Consider the following 16,366-nt stretch of genomic DNA (forward strand, 5'->3'; position numbering starts at 1 on the left):
TTTCTTCCGTGCCTCGGCCTCGGCTTTCTGACGTAGCTTCGCGATGAGCTCTTGTTCCTTCTTGTAGAAGTACTCTGCTTCCGGGGACCGGTTCCTTTCCGAGGAGTCGACCATGCTTCCTCCGATCGCTGCACACCTACGAGGTCCAGGTCCAAGTCGCCAAACGGGCCCTGGGTCGTCGTTCCGGCGAGCTTCGAACCGGCCCGAAGAGCCCTCACCGCGGAGTCCCGCGGGAGAGTTTACAACGCGCCGGCCCCGCACCGCTGCTTTCTGCACCCCGGCCCGGCTCTTGCCATGCATCCCATGTTGCGTGCCCGTGCCTGTTCATTATTATGATGAGGTCGGGACGACGGTAGGATCGGAGCGAGGAAGCGATGGAGCGACCGGAAGAGGCGAGGCTGCCCGACTGGGCCCGCGACATCGTCCCCCTGGACCGGCCCTTGGCGGTGCTGGACCTGGAGACGACGGGGACGCAAGTCGCCAAGGACCGCATCATCGAGATCGGTGTGGTCAAGGTCCACCCGGAGGGTCGCCACGAAGAGCGCACCCGGCGCGTCGACCCGGGCATTCCCATCCCGCCCGAGGCGACGGCCGTGCACGGGATCCGCAACGAGGATCTGCTAGGTGCTCCCAGCTTCGGGCAGATCGCTGCGAGTCTCGTCGAGTTCTTGGAGGGCTGCGACCTGGCGGGGTTCGGCCTCCTGGCCTTCGACCTGCCGCTGTTGCGCAACGAGTTCGAACGGGCCGGCGTCGAGTTCCTCGTCTCCGGCAGGCGTCTCATCGACGCCAAGAGCATCTTCCATCAGAAGGAGCCGAGGGATCTGTCGGCGGCGCATCGCTTCTACTGCGGCACCGGCTTCACGGGGGCGCATTCCGCCACTGCTGATGCGGAGGCCACTTATCGCGTGCTCCTGGGTCAGTTGCGACGCTACCCTGATCTGCCGCATTCCATGGACGGCCTGCACCGGGCCTGCAACCCTGTCGACGGCGTGGACATCGACCGCCGCCTCGTGTGGCAAGGCGGTGAAGCGATGTTCGCCTTCGGCAGGCACCGGGGGGAGCTGCTTCGCGCTGTCCGCATCGCCGATCCGGAATACCTGGAGTGGATCATGGAGGGCGACTTCTCGGCCGATCTGAAGCGCATCGCCGCGCAGGCGCTGCAAGGCACGTTCCCGTCGCGGCCGTCGCATGCGCCGCCGGAAGCCGTAGCGCCCCGTGACCCGGCGCAGGCGCGGCTGCCGTTCCCCGCTTCGCCACCCGCGAAGCCGCCAATTCCCGCCGAGAAGCCGCCACCCGACGCCGAGCAGCCGTCACCCAACGCCGAGAAGCCGCCACCCGCGGACGCCAGGGGAGGCGAGGCGAAGCCATCGTGAACGAAGCCTTGCTGTCGGTGCGCGGCCTCGAGGTGCGTTTCCCGGTACGCCGCGGCATGCTGTCGCTGTCGCAGCGGCCCAAGGACTTCGTGCGCGCCGTCGACGGCGTCGATCTCGACATCCAGCGCGGGGAAACACTCGGTCTCGTCGGCGAATCCGGCTGCGGCAAGTCCACCACGGGTCGCGCCATTCTGCAGCTCGTCCGCCCCACGGCGGGCAGTGTCGTCTTCGCCGGCAAGGAGCTGACGCAGCTACGCGCCGCCGAACTCCGCCGCATGCGACGCCACATGCAGATCGTTTTCCAGAATCCCTACTCGTCCCTCGATCCACGCATGACCATAGGCTCCATCGTCGCCGAGCCTTTGCAGGTGCACCATGTGGCACGCGGGCGAGAGCTGCGGGAGCGCGTGCGCGAGCTCCTCGAGCTCGTGGGACTCGATCCGCAGCACCTGCGGCGCTATCCGCACGAGTTCTCCGGCGGCCAGCGCCAGCGTGTCGGCATCGCCCGCGCCATCGCCCTCCACCCGGAGTTCATCGTCGCCGACGAACCCATCTCGGCGCTGGACGTCTCCATCCAAGCGCAGATCCTCAACCTGCTTCAGGACCTGCAGCAGAAGCTGGGCCTCACCTATCTCTTCATCGCCCATGATCTCGCCGTGGTGCGCTACATCAGTACGCGCATCGCCGTCATGTATTTGGGCAAGTTGGTGGAGGTGGCGGAGGCTGAGCGACTCATCGAGCGCCCGCTCCACCCTTACACGCAGGCGCTCATCGCGGCGGTGCCGGTCCCGGAGCCGGAGCGCCAGCGCGCGCGCCAGCACATCGTCCTCCCTGGCGAGGTGCCGAGCCCGGTTCATCCGCCTTCCGGCTGCCGCTTCCGCACCCGCTGTGCTTGGGCCTTCGAGCGCTGCGCCACCGAAGAGCCGATGCTGCGGGAATGGGAGGGCGGCCACACCGTGGCCTGTCATTTGATGGAGGAAGCGGATCCGCCCCATCTGCGTGGACGGATCGTGCCGGCGGCGGTGCGCTGAGGCGAGCTCTTCATCCTCTAGGTGGTCAGGCCTTGCTGGTGGCGGTGTGTCGAGCCGAGCTCTTCAGAATTGCAGGCCGAGTCGGACGGGGACGAAGTGGGTGGATTCCCCGGCCGTGTTGACCACGTGATAGGTGGCGTCGAGGGTGAGGCCGATCGCCGGGGTGATCGGGGTGCGCAGGCCCAGGCCGATCAAGGTGCCGAAGACGGTGTCGTCGAGGCGCTGGGTGAGCTCGGCGTCGGCAACCTGCTCTTCCAGGGCATCCGCGCCAGGTCCGCTGGCGGCGAAATCCGTCGTGCCCAACTTGTAGACGCCGAAGCCTGCCCGAATGTACGGTTTCACCACGCCCCACTGCATGAGGTCGAGCTCGATGATGGCGGAGGCCGGCACCACCCAGAAGTCGTGCCCGTCCGTGCTCACGTTCGGGTACTGATCACGGATGGATGCCTCGAAAGCCGCCGTGTCGAGGGGGTGCCGGAGGTAGCTCACCTCCACACCCAACGCGAGCACCGGAGCGGCCTTCCAAAGCAGGGAACCGCTCACGATGAATCCCGTGTTCCACACGTCGCTCATGACGCTGGGTTGCACCGGGAAGCTGCCGCCGCCCGCGATCGTGAGCCTCTGCCCACCGGGCAACGCCAGGGCCGGGGCAGCGAGCCAGAGCATGGCGAGGGCGGCCCAGAGTCCTCGCCGTCGCTTCGTCCGCCGCGTCGTACCGGCAGCGCCTCTCGTCTCGAGCTGTGTCGCGCGTCCCATGTCGAACCCCGCTGCGTCAGCCTGGTGCCACGATCCTCGACAAGGCAGGGTGCCGCCAAGGGCCAAGGCGCCGGGCATCTTCGCATCCGATGCTCCCGTGAGCAAGAGCGCGGATCCGTCTCGGGTGGCGGGTGCCCCGCCGATGTCCGAGTTCCGAGAACACCGCCAACCGCAGTGTCCACACGGGCCAAGGCGGACCAGGGAGGAGCAGAACGGGAGTTGCCAGGCACGAGTCGCGGCGCCACACTCCGGGAGGGAGACGGAGGCAGACAGACCGAGTGGAGAGACCGAGAGAGAAGCCGAGGTCGAGGGGCCGATCGAGAGGGTCGAAGGAGAGAGGCCGGAAGCGCCGCGGAGGCAGGACCATGGCACGAGTGCGAGAGGGGCCGACGACTCCGAAGGTGCGCGTCACCCCCGAACACGAAGGACAAGTGTTGCAGGTGGTGCTGGATGCGCCTCCCGGCAACGTGCTCGATCTACAGATGATCGAGAGCCTCCGTGCGGTGTTGGCCGGCCCGGCGCGACAGGCCGAGGTGAAGGCGATCGTCTTCTCCGGCACAGGCGGCCACTTCTCGTATGGTGCGAGCATCGACGAACACCTGCCAGGCCTGGTGGAAAAGCTGCTGCCGGCGTTCCACCGCCTCTTCCACGATCTCTTGAGCGTGGCGCGGCCGACGCTGGCGATCGTTCGCGGCCGCTGCCTCGGCGGCGGTCTCGAGCTCGCCGCCTTCTGCAACTGGGTGTTCGCGGCCCCCGACGCTGAGCTCGGCGTTCCGGAAGTGGGCCTCGGAGTCTTCCCGCCTCTCGCGGCGCTCATCCTGCGTGAACGCCTCGGGCGGGCTCTCGCCGAGGATCTCTGCCTCACGGGGCGCGTCATCGACGGCGAGGAAGCCCTGGAGATGGGCCTCGTGGATCATCTGAGCGAGGAACCGGACGAAGCAGCGCAGCAATGGATCGTCCGCCATCTCCTGCCGCGGAGCGCGACAGCGCTGCACTTCACCACCCGGGCGGTGCGCGAGCCCCTGCGGGCTCGGCTTCTCTCCGATCTGGAGGCGCTGGAGCGCATGTATCTCGGGGAGCTGATGCGGCACGAGGATCCGCTCGAGGGTCTCCGCGCCTTCATGGAGAAGCGCCCGCCGCAGTGGAAGAATCGCTGACGGACTGGCAGAACGGTCCGCCGACTGGCAGAACTGGCCACAACCGGCAGAACCGGCCACGCTGGAAAAACCGTCCAGCGGGCGATATCATCAAGTGTTCCCTCAGAGGCGTCGCCCGACCGACAGCACGAGTACAGCGGAGGAACCATGCGCCACCGGCCCCCTGTTGCGATCGTCCTTGCCGGCGTCTTGCTTCTCGCGCTTCCGCTCCGCGCCGGCGGCGAATCCGCCGCCATTTTCCTCGACGGTTTCTTCACCGACTGGACCGGAGCGGTGGAGCACCTGGATCCGGCGGCGGACAGCGGCACCTCAGGCATCGACTTCCGCGCCCTGGACCTGGCCAACGACGGCGAGTATTTGTTCGTCCGCTTCGAATTGACCGTCCCGGTCGGCCTGCAGGAGGCCAACAACCTGGAGCTCTACCTGGACACGGACATGAACGCCGGAACGGGCCTCGCCGTCGGCGGTATCGGCGCCGAGCTGCTCTGGCAGTTCGGCGCTCGCACGGGCCGTTTCTACCGCCTCGGTTCGAGCGTACAGATCTTCCAGGACGACATCCGTCTCCGCGAGCTGCCGTCGGTGACCTCGCCGGAGTTCGAAATCGCCATCGGGCGCAACGTCCGGCCCGACGGCGTCAACCTGCTCTTCACGGGCAACTCGATGCGTGTGTTGGTCCACGATGTGGGGACGAACGGCGACTATGCTCCGAACATCGGCACCACGCTCACCTACAGCTTCGACGCTACACCGGTCTCACCGCCGGCGCCGACCTCGTTCGCTCGGGTCACTCCCACCGACGTGCGCATCGTGACCTGGAACGCCCGGGACCTGGAGGCCCCGGGTGGCTTCAATCCCGGGGTGACGCCGAGCGCCGATCGGGTGTTCTCCGCCCTCGACCCGGACATCGTCTGCTTCCAGGAGATCTACAACGCCACGCCAGCGCAGACGGCGGCGCTTCTCGAGAGCTTCCTTCCCTCGGGTGCGGGTGAAGCCTGGTACGCCGCGGAAGTCAACGACTGCATCGTCGTGAGCCGCTTCCCGATCGTCTCGCAATGGGCCATCGACCTGAACCTGGCCGTCCTCCTGGATGCCGATGCTGCCCTCGGCCACGACATCCTGCTCGTCGATGCGCACTTGCCCTGCTGCACCAACAACGCGGGCCGTCAGGCCGAGGCCGACAACATCATGCGGTTCTTCCGCGACGCCATGACCGCGGGGGGCACGGTGACCGTGCCGAGCGGCACGCTCTTCATGCTCGCCGGGGACATGAATTTGGTGGGGTTTGCGCAGCAGCTGGTCACGCTGCTCACCGGCGACATCGCGGACAATGCGACTTACGGGCCCGACTTCGCCCCGGACTGGGATGGGACGGCGTTCGGCGAGGTGGTTTCCAGCCAGACCGAGAGACGCTTCGCCTACACCTGGCGGAGCGACACTTCCGCCTTCGCCCCCGGCCGTCTCGACTTCATCATCTATACCGACAGCGGCATGCATCTCGAACGCCACTTCAGCCTCTACACGCCGGAGATGTCGGCGGCGCAGCTTTCGCTCTACGGGTTGCAGGCGAACGATGTGACCACCGTCTCGGATCATCTGCCGCATGTGGCAGACTTCCGCCCACTGCGGACGAGCGATGTGGACGACGTGGCGGGCGGCGAAGGTGGGCTGCAGATCACTGCGGCGGCCGGCTCTGGCCGAGGCGCGGTGCGCTTCGCCGTGGCGCTGGCAGAACCGGCGCGACTGCGCCTCGAGGTGTTCGACGTTCGCGGCACTCTAGTGACGACTCTGCGCGACGACGACGCCGGCGTGCTGCCGGCGGGATCCCATCGCTTCGTCTGGGACGGTAGCCGGGCTGCGGGCCCACGGGCGCCGAGCGGCGCCTACTTCGTCCGCGCCATCGCTTCCCCGCTGCGTGCCGAAGCGGCGCACCAGGCGGCAACGAAGAAGCTCCTTCTCATCCGTTGATCGGCTTGGCACGGGATGCAACCAAGCGGGCGGGATCTTGGCCCTTGATCAGGGCCACGATGGCTCGCTGCGTCGCCGTGTCGTCGTCGAAGCCGCCGTGGGTCGTGCTCTCCGTAACCTTCGAAGGCGCCACCCAGGCACTAGCATGACGGCGGAGATCGGCGAGACTGCGCTGGCCCCAGAAAGCGTCGAAATAGTTCTCCATCCCGAGGATCTCGGCCGGTCGGCCGCCTTCGAAGGACTCCGACACCAGCCAAAGGAGCGAACGGCCGTAGCCGAGCAGCGGCCGGCAGGTGGGATCCCTCTCCTCGGCACCGGCGGTGAGATGGAACTGATGCAGGCGCCCCACCTTCCGGGAGCGCAGGTGAGGAAGCAAGGTGGAGGCGAAAACGTCCGTCCGCACCGCGGGTGCCATGAAGTGGACGGAAGCGAACTTCCAACCGAGACGGGCGAGCGCGTCGAGCAGATGGCAGTGGAGGATGGCGCCAGCGGAGTGGCCGATGAGATGCAGACGCACCCGTGCCGGGGCGAAGCCGGGGACCGTCGAGCCGATGTCGAAGAGCTGCCTGGCGCCGCTCGTATCGCGCCTCCCGATGGCGTCGGCATTCTGCTTCATCTCTTTCCACAAGAAGGTACCGGGTGCGGCAAAAGCGCGCTCGAGCCGCCGGTTCCACCAGCGCGACAGGGTGTCGCGGACGCCGGCAGTGGCCGGCGTCTCGCTGGCGAGGATGTCAGAAAGGCGGTTCTTCAAGGTGGAGAGGAAGTCGGTCTCCCACATGAGAAAGATCGGGAAGATCTGGGCGTCGTAGAGTGCAGGCACCCAACGCGCCGCCGTGCCGGCCGCCGCTTCCTCGCTGGTGAGGCCGCCGTGCGCGAAGATCGCGACGTCCAAAGGGGCGTTCTTGCCGAGGCGCCAGCGGCTGCGGGCGCGGTCGAGGTGGATCTCGAGCAACGACTGCAGATCGTTCCGGGAGGTGCGGAACCTACCGCTACCGCTCAGGTCGCCGTTGTTCTGCATGTTCACGATGAAGGGCGAGATCTCGCGCTGGCGCAGTAGGGGTTCGGTCGCCAGCGTCACCCTGCCACGGTCGTCGGTGCGGAGCGAGGCGCTCGCCGACACCGCTTGATGCTGATCGGTGACGACGCCGAGCTGCGCCACCCAGCAGTCCATGGCGTTCTCGAGCCAGTCCTGGTACGAAAGGATGGCGGCGCCGCCCTCACCCCAGCTCTTGCCCCAGGAGTTGAGGATGCGGAAGCCGCGGCTGTCCCAGCCGGTGATGGCGAAGGCGTGGCCGCCGTCGCTGGCCACGAGCGCTCGCTGCGGGATGACCCAGCCTCGCCGCCGGGCTGGAGGCAGATCGTAGCCCTCGTCCCAGCCGGAGTGACAGAGGACGCTCGCATACAGCACGCCCACCTCGTGCAAGGCCGCATGCATGTCCGTCACCGAGCGCGCATCGACGCGGTAGTAGGCGCCGAGAGGACGCTGTGCCGCGTCCTGCCACCAATCCTTGGTTGGTTCTGGATGCGGTTCGGGCATTTCTTGCTCCGGCCACAGCGCCTGCGCGCACGCCCCGTGCCGGTACCAACCTTTCATCGCCCCGCGCAAGCTCGAGCCCACTTCGGGGCCGGCGCCGGGGAACTCGTCGTAACGGCGCGCCATGGAGAAAAGCATGAAGGGCGAAACGGAGGCGTTGCGTTCGCGGCCGTTCCGGCGCAGGAGATAATTCACCACGTTGGACAGGGCGAAACCGGTGCACGCCGAGGTGTCGCCCTGATCGAGAACGGGGAGAGCCTCTTGGCGCGTGGCGTCGAAGTGGAGCGGCGGCGCCGCCGCGATCGCCGGGCGGTAAGGACGGTCGCGCAGATCGACCTTGTCCGGGACGACGGGGCGGAGAACGAGCCGGGTCTTTTTCGAACGCGCTGCCATGTCGTACCTCCGGCGTGGGCGTCGTGCCGGTCGCGGCATAGGTCGGCCAGCAGTGTGATGGCGCTTGCCCTGCGCGTCCAGTGCCTGGCGCGAGATGCAACCGCATGCGCCCGGCGGCCGTAGAACGAAGCGAGGAGGACCCCATGGAATTCACGGTGCAGACGGCGGTCGAGATCCTGAGCCGTACGCCTGGCACGCTAGCGACTCTCCTCCAGGGCCTCTCCCCGAATTGGACCACGACGACGGAAGGGCCGGACACTTGGTGTGCCCGTGACATCGTGGGACATCTCCTGCACGGCGAGGAAACAGATTGGATCCCGCGCGCTCGGATGATCCTGGAGCATGGGGAGGCGCGCACCTTCGAGCCCTTCGACCGGCAGGCGCAGTTCAGCCGCTTCCGCGACTGGACCATGGAAGCCTTGCTCTCCCGCTTCGCGGCCCGGCGCTCGGAGAGCCTGGCGACTCTGGCGGGCTGGAGGCTGACCGCGGAGCAGCTCGCCTTGCGCGGCCGGCATCCGTCGCTCGGCGTGGTCACTCTCGCCGAGCTGCTGTCCACCTGGGTGGTGCACGACCTCAACCACCTGGCGCAGATCGCTCGCGTCATGGCCAAGCAGTACGGCGAGGAAACGGGGCCCTGGGTGGCGTACCTCCCCGTATTGACGCGCAAGTAGGGCCGTCTCGGTGGGTCGGGCCAACCCGTTCTCGGTTCCAGGCGGCTGAGGCGCTCCCCGAATGGTGGAGCCTCGTGTGACGGGTCGGCCGCGTGTCTCGCGTCGGCCTCGTGAGAGCGGAAGCGCGGTCTTTCACCTTCTTGCGTCGCTTCTTGGAACGTTTCCAGCACATCCGCGAGCGAGCCGAGCCAGGTGGCGCGCGGCGTGGTGCCGTGCCGGCCGCTGGCCGCTCGCTGGTGGGGAGATGTCCGCCAAGAGCCGAGAACTGAGCATCGGCGTCATCGGTGCCGGACGCATCGGCATGCTCCACGCACACAATCTGGCCCGTCGCGTTCCGCACGCCCGTGTCGTCGCCGTGGCCGATCCGCGCCTCGCCTGCGCGCGGGCGGCGGCGACGGTGGCGGGGGCGGACGTCGCCCTAGCGGACTACCGCGAGATCCTGTCGCGCCCGGATGTGGATGCGGTGGTGGTGAGCTCCTCCACGGACACCCACGCCCGCATCATCGGCGAGGCCGCTGCCGCCGGGAAGCACATCTTCTGCGAGAAACCCATCGACCACCATGTCGAGCGCATCCGCGAAGCCCTCCAGGCGGTGGCGCGGGCAGGCGTGCGCTTCCAGGTCGGTTTCAATCGCCGCTTCGATCCCGACTTCCAGGCGCTGGCGCAACGCCTGCGCGCCGGTCACGCCGGCGTGCTGCAGCTCCTTCGGATCACCAGTCGCGACCCCGAGCCGCCGCCTGCGGACTACGTGCGCGTCTCCGGCGGCCTCTTCCTGGACATGAGCATTCACGACCTCGACATGGCGCGATTCCTCATGCAGGAGCCCGTCGTCGAGGTGTTCGCCACCGGGAGCGCCTTCGATCCCGGCATCGCCGCCCTCGGCGACGTGGACACCGCGGTCATCCTGCTGCGCTTTGCGCACGGCGCGCTCTGCACCATCGACAACTCGCGGCGTGCTGTCTACGGCTACGACCAGCGGCTCGAGGTCTTCGGCTCGCGCGCCTGTCTCACCGTTCCCAATCGCACACCGACGCGGGTGGAAGAGTGGGATGCGCACGGACAGCACCGCGAGCGGCCGCAGCGGTTTTTCCTGGAGCGCTACCAGGAGTCGTACGTGGCGGAGATGCAGGAGTTCGTCGATTGCGTGCGCCAGGGGCGGGAAGCGGCGGTGTCGGGACAGGACGGCTTGCAAGCCGTCCTGCTGGCACAGGCGGCGCGAAGGTCCCTGCTTCAAGACCGGCCGGTGCACATCGACGCCGAGGCGGGTCTGGACGCAGCCTGAAGCGGGGGCTGGAGTCCGAGGCGGAAGCTGAAGCCTGAGCTGGAAGCGGGAGGTCGTCGGTGCGAGCGAAGGCGGCAGATTGGGAATGGGGACGCGACCTCCCCAAGTCGCGTGCCGATCTGATCACTCGGGGCAGCGACGCTTTCCCTCCCGGCTTCACGGGAATCACCGCTGAAGAGGACCCGGTGCTCGGGCAGGGCGTGGATTTCGGCATCCACGTGCTCGGCCGGGACGACCAACTCGAGTTGACCGATGCCAAGGAGAGCGCCTGGGTGCTGATGCAGGGGAGTGCCCGGGTCGTCCTCGATGGCCGAGAAGTCAGCGTGGAGCGCCGCTCCCTCTTCGACGACGCACCCACGGTGCTGCACCTGGGGCCGCAGACACGACTCGCCATCCAAGCGCAGAGCGAACGGGTGGAGTGGGCGGTGGCCCGGGTGACGAATCCATCGGCGTTCGCGGCGCGCGTGTTCTGGCCGCACGAGATCGTGCCCGAATATCGCGGCCTGGGGCTCGCCCAAGGCACCTGCCTCCGTAATGTGCGTCTGGTGTTCGACCGCAAAGTACGGCCCGAGTCGCGCTTGGTTCTCGGCGAAGTGGTGAATTACCCCGGTCGCTGGTCCAGCTACCCGCCGCACCATCATGCGCAGCCCGAGATCTACCACTACCGCTTCAGCGCCCCGCATGGTTACGGGCACGGCGAAGCGGGGAACCGGGTTTACAAGGTGCGGCACAACGACACCTTGCGCATCGCGGCGCAGCAGGACCACGCCCAGGTCGCGGCACCGGGATACGCCATGTACTACCTCTGGATCGTTCGACACCTGGAAGACAGCCCGTACGCGGGCTTCGAATACGCCGCGGAGCACACCTGGATTCTCGATCCCGCGGCGCCCATCTGGGAGCCCGCGACTGTCCCACTTGGCCCCCCGGTCGCCAACCCGCGGCCCCCGAAGAAGCGCGCGGCGAGCGGGACCAAACGGCGCCGGCGCGTGGAGCCACCCGGAGCACGGCCCCGACAAGTCAATCCGCCCGGAGCCCCGTCACGCGCGGTCGAGGCGACCGGAGCGCATGCATTCGCGGTCGAGCCACCCAGAGTTCAGTCATCCGGCGTCGAGCCGGGCGAAGCGCAATCGTCCGTTGTCGAGCCAGGCGAAGCTCAGTCATCCGGCGTCGAGCCGGGCGAAGCGCAGTCATCCGGTGTCGAGCCAGACGAAGCCCACGAGGCAGGCAATGACCCCAACGACTGAGTCCGACCCCCGCCTCGATGGCGGCCGTGCAAGCCAGGAGACGGTGCGCCTCAGCATGGCTGCAGCTCTCGTGCGCTTCCTCACTGCCCAGTACATCGAGCGCGACGGCGTGGAGCATCGGCTCATCCACGGCGTCGCCGGCATCTTCGGACACGGCAACGTCGCGGGTCTCGGTCAGGCCCTGGAAGAGCATGGTGGAGCAGAGCTCCCCTTCATCCAGCCGAAGAACGAGCAAGGCATGGTGCACATGGCGGTGGCCTTCGCCAAAGCGCGGCACCGCTTGGGTGCGCTCGCCTGCACCACCTCCGTCGGCCCGGGGGCGACGAACATGGTGACCGGTGCCGCCACCGCCACGGTGAACCGACTGCCCGTGCTGCTCCTCCCCGGTGATGTCTTCGCCAACCGGCTGCCGGCGCCCGTCCTGCAGCAGCTCGAACACCCGCACAGCATGGACACGAGCGTGAACGATTGCTTCAAGCCGGTGTCGCGCTACTGGGATCGCATCCAGCGACCCGAGCAGTTGCTCGCCGCGCTGCCCGAAGCGATGCGTGTGCTGGCGTCACCGTCGGAGACAGGAGCGGTGACGCTCTGTTTGCCCGAGGACGTGCAAGCGGAAGCCTGGGATTACCCGGCGAGGTTCTTCGCCAAAAAGGTGTACCGGGTGCCCCGACCGCGCTGCAGTCCCGACGAAATCGCGGCGGTGGCGGCGTTGGTGCGCGCGGGGAAGCGGCCCCTCTTGGTGGCTGGCGGCGGCGTGCATTACGCCGAGGCCAGGGTGGCGCTGCGGGAGTTCGTCGAGACCACAGCGATCCCGGTCGGCGTGACCCAGGCGGGGAAGGGCGCGCTGCCCGACGCTCACCCCTCGTGCCTCGGGGCCATCGGCGTCACCGGAACAGCCGCAACGGCTTCGCTCGCCCGGGAAGCCGATGTCGTCCTGCTCGTAGGCACCCGCCTCGGCGACTTCACGACGGCGTCGAAGACCCTGTTCCAGAATCCCGCCGTGCGCTTCGTCGCCATCCAGATCAATGCTTTCGATGCGCACAAGCACGGAGCGCTGCCGCTGGTCGGTGATGCCCGAGCGATCCTGCAGGACCTCCGTGCCGCCTTGCAGGGGTATTCGGTGTGTCCGGGCTATGCCGCCGAGATCGTCACCGCCCGCGCGGCATGGGAGCGCTGCCGGCAGGCGCTCGTCCATCCAGCCGCTGCGAGCCGCAGTCTCGTGCAGGGCGAGGTCATCCGCATCGTCAACGAAACGGTGCCCGAGCACGCCACGGTGGTGCACGCCGCTGGCGGACTGCCGGGGGATTTGCACAAGTTGTGGCGCTCGCGCGATGTCGACGACTACCACGCGGAGTACGGCTACTCGTGCATGGGCTACGAGATCGCCGGGGCGTTGGGGGTGAAGCTGGCGCGGCCGGATCGCGAGGTCTTCGCCTTGGTCGGCGACGGCAGCTATCTCATGCTGCACACCGAGCTCGTGACGGCCCTCCAGGAGGACCTCAAGATCACCATCGTGCTGCTCGACAACGGGGGCTACCAGTGCATCCACGGACTGCAGAGAGCTTGCGGCGGTAACAGCTTCGGCAACGAATTCCGTCGCCGCAGCCAGGCGAACGGCCGCCTCGAGGGCGAGAGGCTGGAGATCGACTTCGCCCAGAACGCCCGCAGCCTGGGTGCCGTGGGGCTTCGAGCCGAGAACGAGGACGAGCTCGTCGCCGCCCTGGCAGCGGCGAGCAGTGAGAAACGCAGCGTGCTCATCCACGTACCGGTGGAGCCGAGCCCGCTGCCCGGTTTCGCCTGGTGGGACGTGCCCGTGGCCGAGGCCTCGGATGAGACTTCGGTGCAGGACGAACGCCGGCGCTACGAAGAGGCGCGGCGGAAGCGGATCTTCTACTACTGAGCACGTTGGCGAGGCGGCGGCAGCAGAGAAAGGGGCGGCGATGCAAGCCAGCGGCTGGCAAGTGCAGGTCGGAGCGAATCCGATCATCTGGAGCAACGACGACTTCGAGGATCTGGGCGGGGACATCCCGCTGGAACGCTGTCTCGAGGAGATGCACGCGGCCGGTTATGCCGGCAGCGAGCTGGGTCACAAGTTTCCGCGGAGCGCGGACACGCTGGCGCCGCTGCTCCGGCGCTTCGACTTGCAGCTCGTCTCGGGTTGGCACAGCACCAATCTCCTGGAGAACACCTTCGCCGAGGAGGAAAAGCGCTTCGGCGCACACCTGGATTTCCTGGCGCGGATGGGCTGCAAGGTGGTCATCGTCGCCGAGTGCAGCCGTCGCATCTATCACGATCCGCAACAACCGCTCGTCTTCACCGGCCGGGAGGATTTGCTGAGCGAGGCGGAGTGGCTGCGCCTGACGAAAGGTCTCGATGCGCTGGCACGCATGGCTGACCAGCGCGGCCTGCACCTGGTCTATCACCAGCACATGGGAACGGTGATCCAGGACGCTCGCGAGATCGACCGGCTCATGACGATGACGCAGCACGTCCGGTTGCTCATCGACACGGGGCATCTCCTCTTCGCCGACGCCGAGCCATTGCGCGTCCTCGTGAAACACCGGCTGCGGGTCGGTCATGTGCACCTGAAAAACGTGCGCCCCGACGTCGTGCTACGCGCGCGTGCCGAGAAGCAGAGCTTCGCCTGGGCCGTCCGCGCTGGCGTCTTCACCGTGCCCGGCGATGGGGGCTACGACTTCGCGCCCCTCCTGAAGTTGTTGCGGGCCACGGGCTACGCCGGTTGGCTCGTCGTCGAGGCGGAACAGGATCCGCGACGCGCGTCGCCGCTCCACAACGCCAAGCTCGGACGCGAGACGGTGCTGCACCTGGCGGGTGTCTGAAGCGGGGGTGAGGCTCTTGGTGCTCTCGAACATGCGGGTCACGGCCCTGCTGGGCACGGATTTCTGGAACGACAGCTGCGACCCGACGGAGCTCGCCGAGGCGGTGAGTGAAGGAGCGGTGGGGGCGACCTCGAACCCGGTCATCGTGCACCAGGTCGTGCAAAGCGACGGCGCCCGATGGGGATCCGTTCTCGACGCTCTCATTACCGCGAACGAGGGGCAAACGGAGGACGAGATCACCTGGAAACTGATCGCGGTGCTAGGGTGGGAGGCGGCGGAGATCCTGCGCCCGGTGTACGACGCCACCCAGGGCCGCAAGGGCTTCCTCTCCATGCAGGTGAACCCGAAGCTCTTCAACGATGCCCGGCGCATGGTGGAACACGGCCGCGAGCTGGCGCAGATCGCCCCCAACGTGGCGGTCAAGATCCCGGCGACCGCGGCAGGTCTCGCCGCCATCGAGGATCTCACCGCGGCAGGGATCCGCATCAACGCTACGGTCTGCTTCAGCGTCGCCCAGGCCGTGGCCTGTGCCGAGGCCGTCGAGCGCGGCGTCGCTCGGGCTCAGGCAAGCGGACGCGACACGACGACGCTACTTCCAACGGTGACGCTCATGATCGGGCGCATAGACGACCATCTTCGTCGGGCCATGGAGAAGGAGGAAGTGACCGTGGATCCCGGTCACCTCAACTGGGCCGGGATCGCGATCTTCAAGAAGACGTACGGCATCTTCCGGGAACGCCGCTTCCGCAGCATCTTGCTCGCCGCCGCCTACCGCTATCCCATGCACTGGACCGACCTGATCGGCGACGGCGTCATCCAGACCATGCCCTACAAGTGGTGGAAGCAATTCAACGCCTCCATCTTCACCCCCGAACGCAGCCTCGAGAGGCCGCTGGCGGAACCCACCTTGAGAGCGCTTGTGGAGAACTTCCCCGACTTCCGGCGCGCCTACGCGGAGGATGGCATGCAGCCCCGGGACTTCGTCCACTACGGGGCCAGCATCCACACCCTGCACCAGTTCCTCGGCGGCTATCACAAGCTCGTGGAGCTCGTGCGCGGCCGCATGCTCGTTTGAACAAGGTCGTGTGCTGAGCCTTCCCCCAGGAGCGCCGCCAGCGAGCCCGCCTCTTTAGAATCCCTAGCGGAACAGCGCCTTGACGCCGCTCCACGCGATCGCCTCAACGGCATTTGGCCCATAAACCACGCCGATGGACACTCCTTCCGGATGAGCGACGGTGTGTACGTCCACGTAGCTCTGATAGCCTCGCACCATGTCCTCCTCGTGATCCGACAGGGGTCCCACGTTCACCTCGACGACACCATTCACCGGCAAAGGCAGCGTGTAGAGTGCCGGGCCGGGACTATGGGGAGGCGAGAGGAGGAATTCATGAACATGGACCTGGAGAATTGGATCGCCACCAAAGTCGGGCATGTCGAAGCTTCCCACGATTCGTTTGTCATCGCACAGCGCGAATTCGCCGCGCGTGGTCAACAGCCAAAGCTGCAGGCAGTCTGCGCCCACTGATGAGGCGAGGGTTGAGACTGCACCCACGATAGTCAGCGTCAGTAGCAAACGTTGCATGTCTCCTCCTTCCGTACGACCAGACATGACGAGCATGATGCCATTGGGCAGGGACACCTCGGGCGGAGCCCGGAGTGTCGACACTCGACAGACAGGTTTGTTGGCCGCGGACTGTTGGAACCGCAGCGGCCAGCGAAGTGAGCATGAGACAGATCGCAGACCCCAGCGGACCCGACGCGGGCTTCGAGAACGGACGATTCCACATGGATGCGACCCTCCCCCGGCGATGCGGTCATCGTCGCACGGGTATGGTCAGGGTCAAATCATACTACGCGCGAAACGGACGGTTAGCACGGAGCCTCAAAGGGTAAAAGATCGATCGGGGACGGCCCGATGGTCGTGCCGGTCCAGATGTCCGCATGTGCGCCCCGGGGTCGAATCGGCATAGCGCGCTACGCGGCTCGGTATTCACAGCACGCTCCTCGAGTCGAATGACGGGTTGGCGTCAACGCTCAGTGTACTTCGAGAGCAGCGCCCTGAAGCGCGGGTGCTCGCGGATCGAGTCCCAGCGCGGATCGAGGCGCAGCGCGTGCAT

At 67.3% G+C, this 16,366-nt stretch carries 13 protein-coding genes; 10 read left to right on the top strand and 3 right to left on the bottom strand.

Annotated elements, in window-relative coordinates; all coding sequences use genetic code 11:
• The first annotated feature begins 374 nt into the window (after window positions 1-374).
• Window positions 375-1,373 carry a 3'-5' exonuclease gene (locus VFE28_11205; GenBank protein ID HZM16559.1) on the top strand — a complete coding sequence of 333 codons (999 nt, stop codon included), beginning with the start codon at window positions 375-377 and terminating at the stop codon, window positions 1,371-1,373.
• A complete protein-coding gene (locus tag VFE28_11210; GenBank protein ID HZM16560.1) occupies window positions 1,370-2,404 on the top strand; it encodes an ABC transporter ATP-binding protein in 1,035 nt (344 codons plus the stop codon). Before VFE28_11205 ends, VFE28_11210 begins: the two co-directional genes overlap by 4 nt.
• A 63-nt stretch (window positions 2,405-2,467) precedes the next feature.
• Here the strand turns inward: VFE28_11210 and VFE28_11215 are convergent, their stop codons facing one another.
• Window positions 2,468-3,160 (bottom strand): hypothetical protein, encoded by a 693-nt coding sequence (locus VFE28_11215; GenBank protein ID HZM16561.1) that lies wholly within the window; start codon window positions 3,158-3,160, stop codon window positions 2,468-2,470.
• Window positions 3,161-3,525: 365 nt separating this feature from the next.
• Between VFE28_11215 and VFE28_11220 the strand changes: the two genes are divergently transcribed.
• On the top strand, window positions 3,526-4,317 hold the full coding sequence (locus VFE28_11220; GenBank protein HZM16562.1) for an enoyl-CoA hydratase/isomerase family protein: 792 nt from the start codon (window positions 3,526-3,528) through the stop codon (window positions 4,315-4,317).
• 147 nt (window positions 4,318-4,464) lie between these two features.
• Entirely contained in the window at window positions 4,465-6,282 is a 1,818-nt protein-coding gene (locus VFE28_11225; protein HZM16563.1) for an endonuclease/exonuclease/phosphatase family protein, read from the top strand.
• Here the strand turns inward: VFE28_11225 and VFE28_11230 are convergent.
• Window positions 6,272-8,209 (bottom strand): C1 family peptidase, encoded by a 1,938-nt coding sequence (locus tag VFE28_11230; GenBank protein HZM16564.1) that lies wholly within the window; start codon window positions 8,207-8,209, stop codon window positions 6,272-6,274. The genes VFE28_11225 and VFE28_11230 overlap by 11 nt on opposite strands.
• Before the next feature lie 143 nt (window positions 8,210-8,352).
• On the opposite strand from VFE28_11230, the gene VFE28_11235 reads away from it, so the two are divergent.
• From VFE28_11235 to VFE28_11260, 6 genes are all read left to right on the top strand, one after another.
• Complete coding sequence (locus VFE28_11235; protein ID HZM16565.1) at window positions 8,353-8,880, top strand: DinB family protein; 528 nt, start codon at window positions 8,353-8,355, stop codon at window positions 8,878-8,880.
• 244 nt (window positions 8,881-9,124) lie between these two features.
• Window positions 9,125-10,162, top strand: a complete 1,038-nt coding sequence (gene iolG / locus VFE28_11240; GenBank protein HZM16566.1) for an inositol 2-dehydrogenase — start codon at window positions 9,125-9,127, stop codon at window positions 10,160-10,162.
• A 59-nt stretch (window positions 10,163-10,221) separates the two neighbouring features.
• Window positions 10,222-11,409, top strand: coding sequence for a 5-deoxy-glucuronate isomerase (locus VFE28_11245; GenBank protein ID HZM16567.1), 1,188 nt, complete (start codon window positions 10,222-10,224; stop codon window positions 11,407-11,409).
• Window positions 11,393-13,309: a 3D-(3,5/4)-trihydroxycyclohexane-1,2-dione acylhydrolase (decyclizing) gene (gene iolD, locus VFE28_11250; protein ID HZM16568.1), complete on the top strand. Its 1,917-nt coding sequence runs from the start codon at window positions 11,393-11,395 to the stop codon at window positions 13,307-13,309. Before VFE28_11245 ends, iolD begins: the two co-directional genes overlap by 17 nt.
• A 40-nt stretch (window positions 13,310-13,349) precedes the next feature.
• Window positions 13,350-14,249: a myo-inosose-2 dehydratase gene (gene iolE / locus VFE28_11255; GenBank protein ID HZM16569.1), complete on the top strand. Its 900-nt coding sequence runs from the start codon at window positions 13,350-13,352 to the stop codon at window positions 14,247-14,249.
• 31 nt (window positions 14,250-14,280) lie between these two features.
• Complete coding sequence (locus VFE28_11260) at window positions 14,281-15,324, top strand: transaldolase family protein (GenBank protein HZM16570.1); 1,044 nt, start codon at window positions 14,281-14,283, stop codon at window positions 15,322-15,324.
• Window positions 15,325-15,387: 63 nt separating this feature from the next.
• Here VFE28_11260 and VFE28_11265 read toward each other — a convergent pair whose 3' ends face one another.
• Complete coding sequence (locus tag VFE28_11265; protein HZM16571.1) at window positions 15,388-15,831, bottom strand: hypothetical protein; 444 nt, start codon at window positions 15,829-15,831, stop codon at window positions 15,388-15,390.
• Window positions 15,832-16,366 lie beyond the last annotated feature (535 nt).

Source organism: Candidatus Krumholzibacteriia bacterium, assembly GCA_035649275.1.
Classification (GTDB): Bacteria; Krumholzibacteriota; Krumholzibacteriia.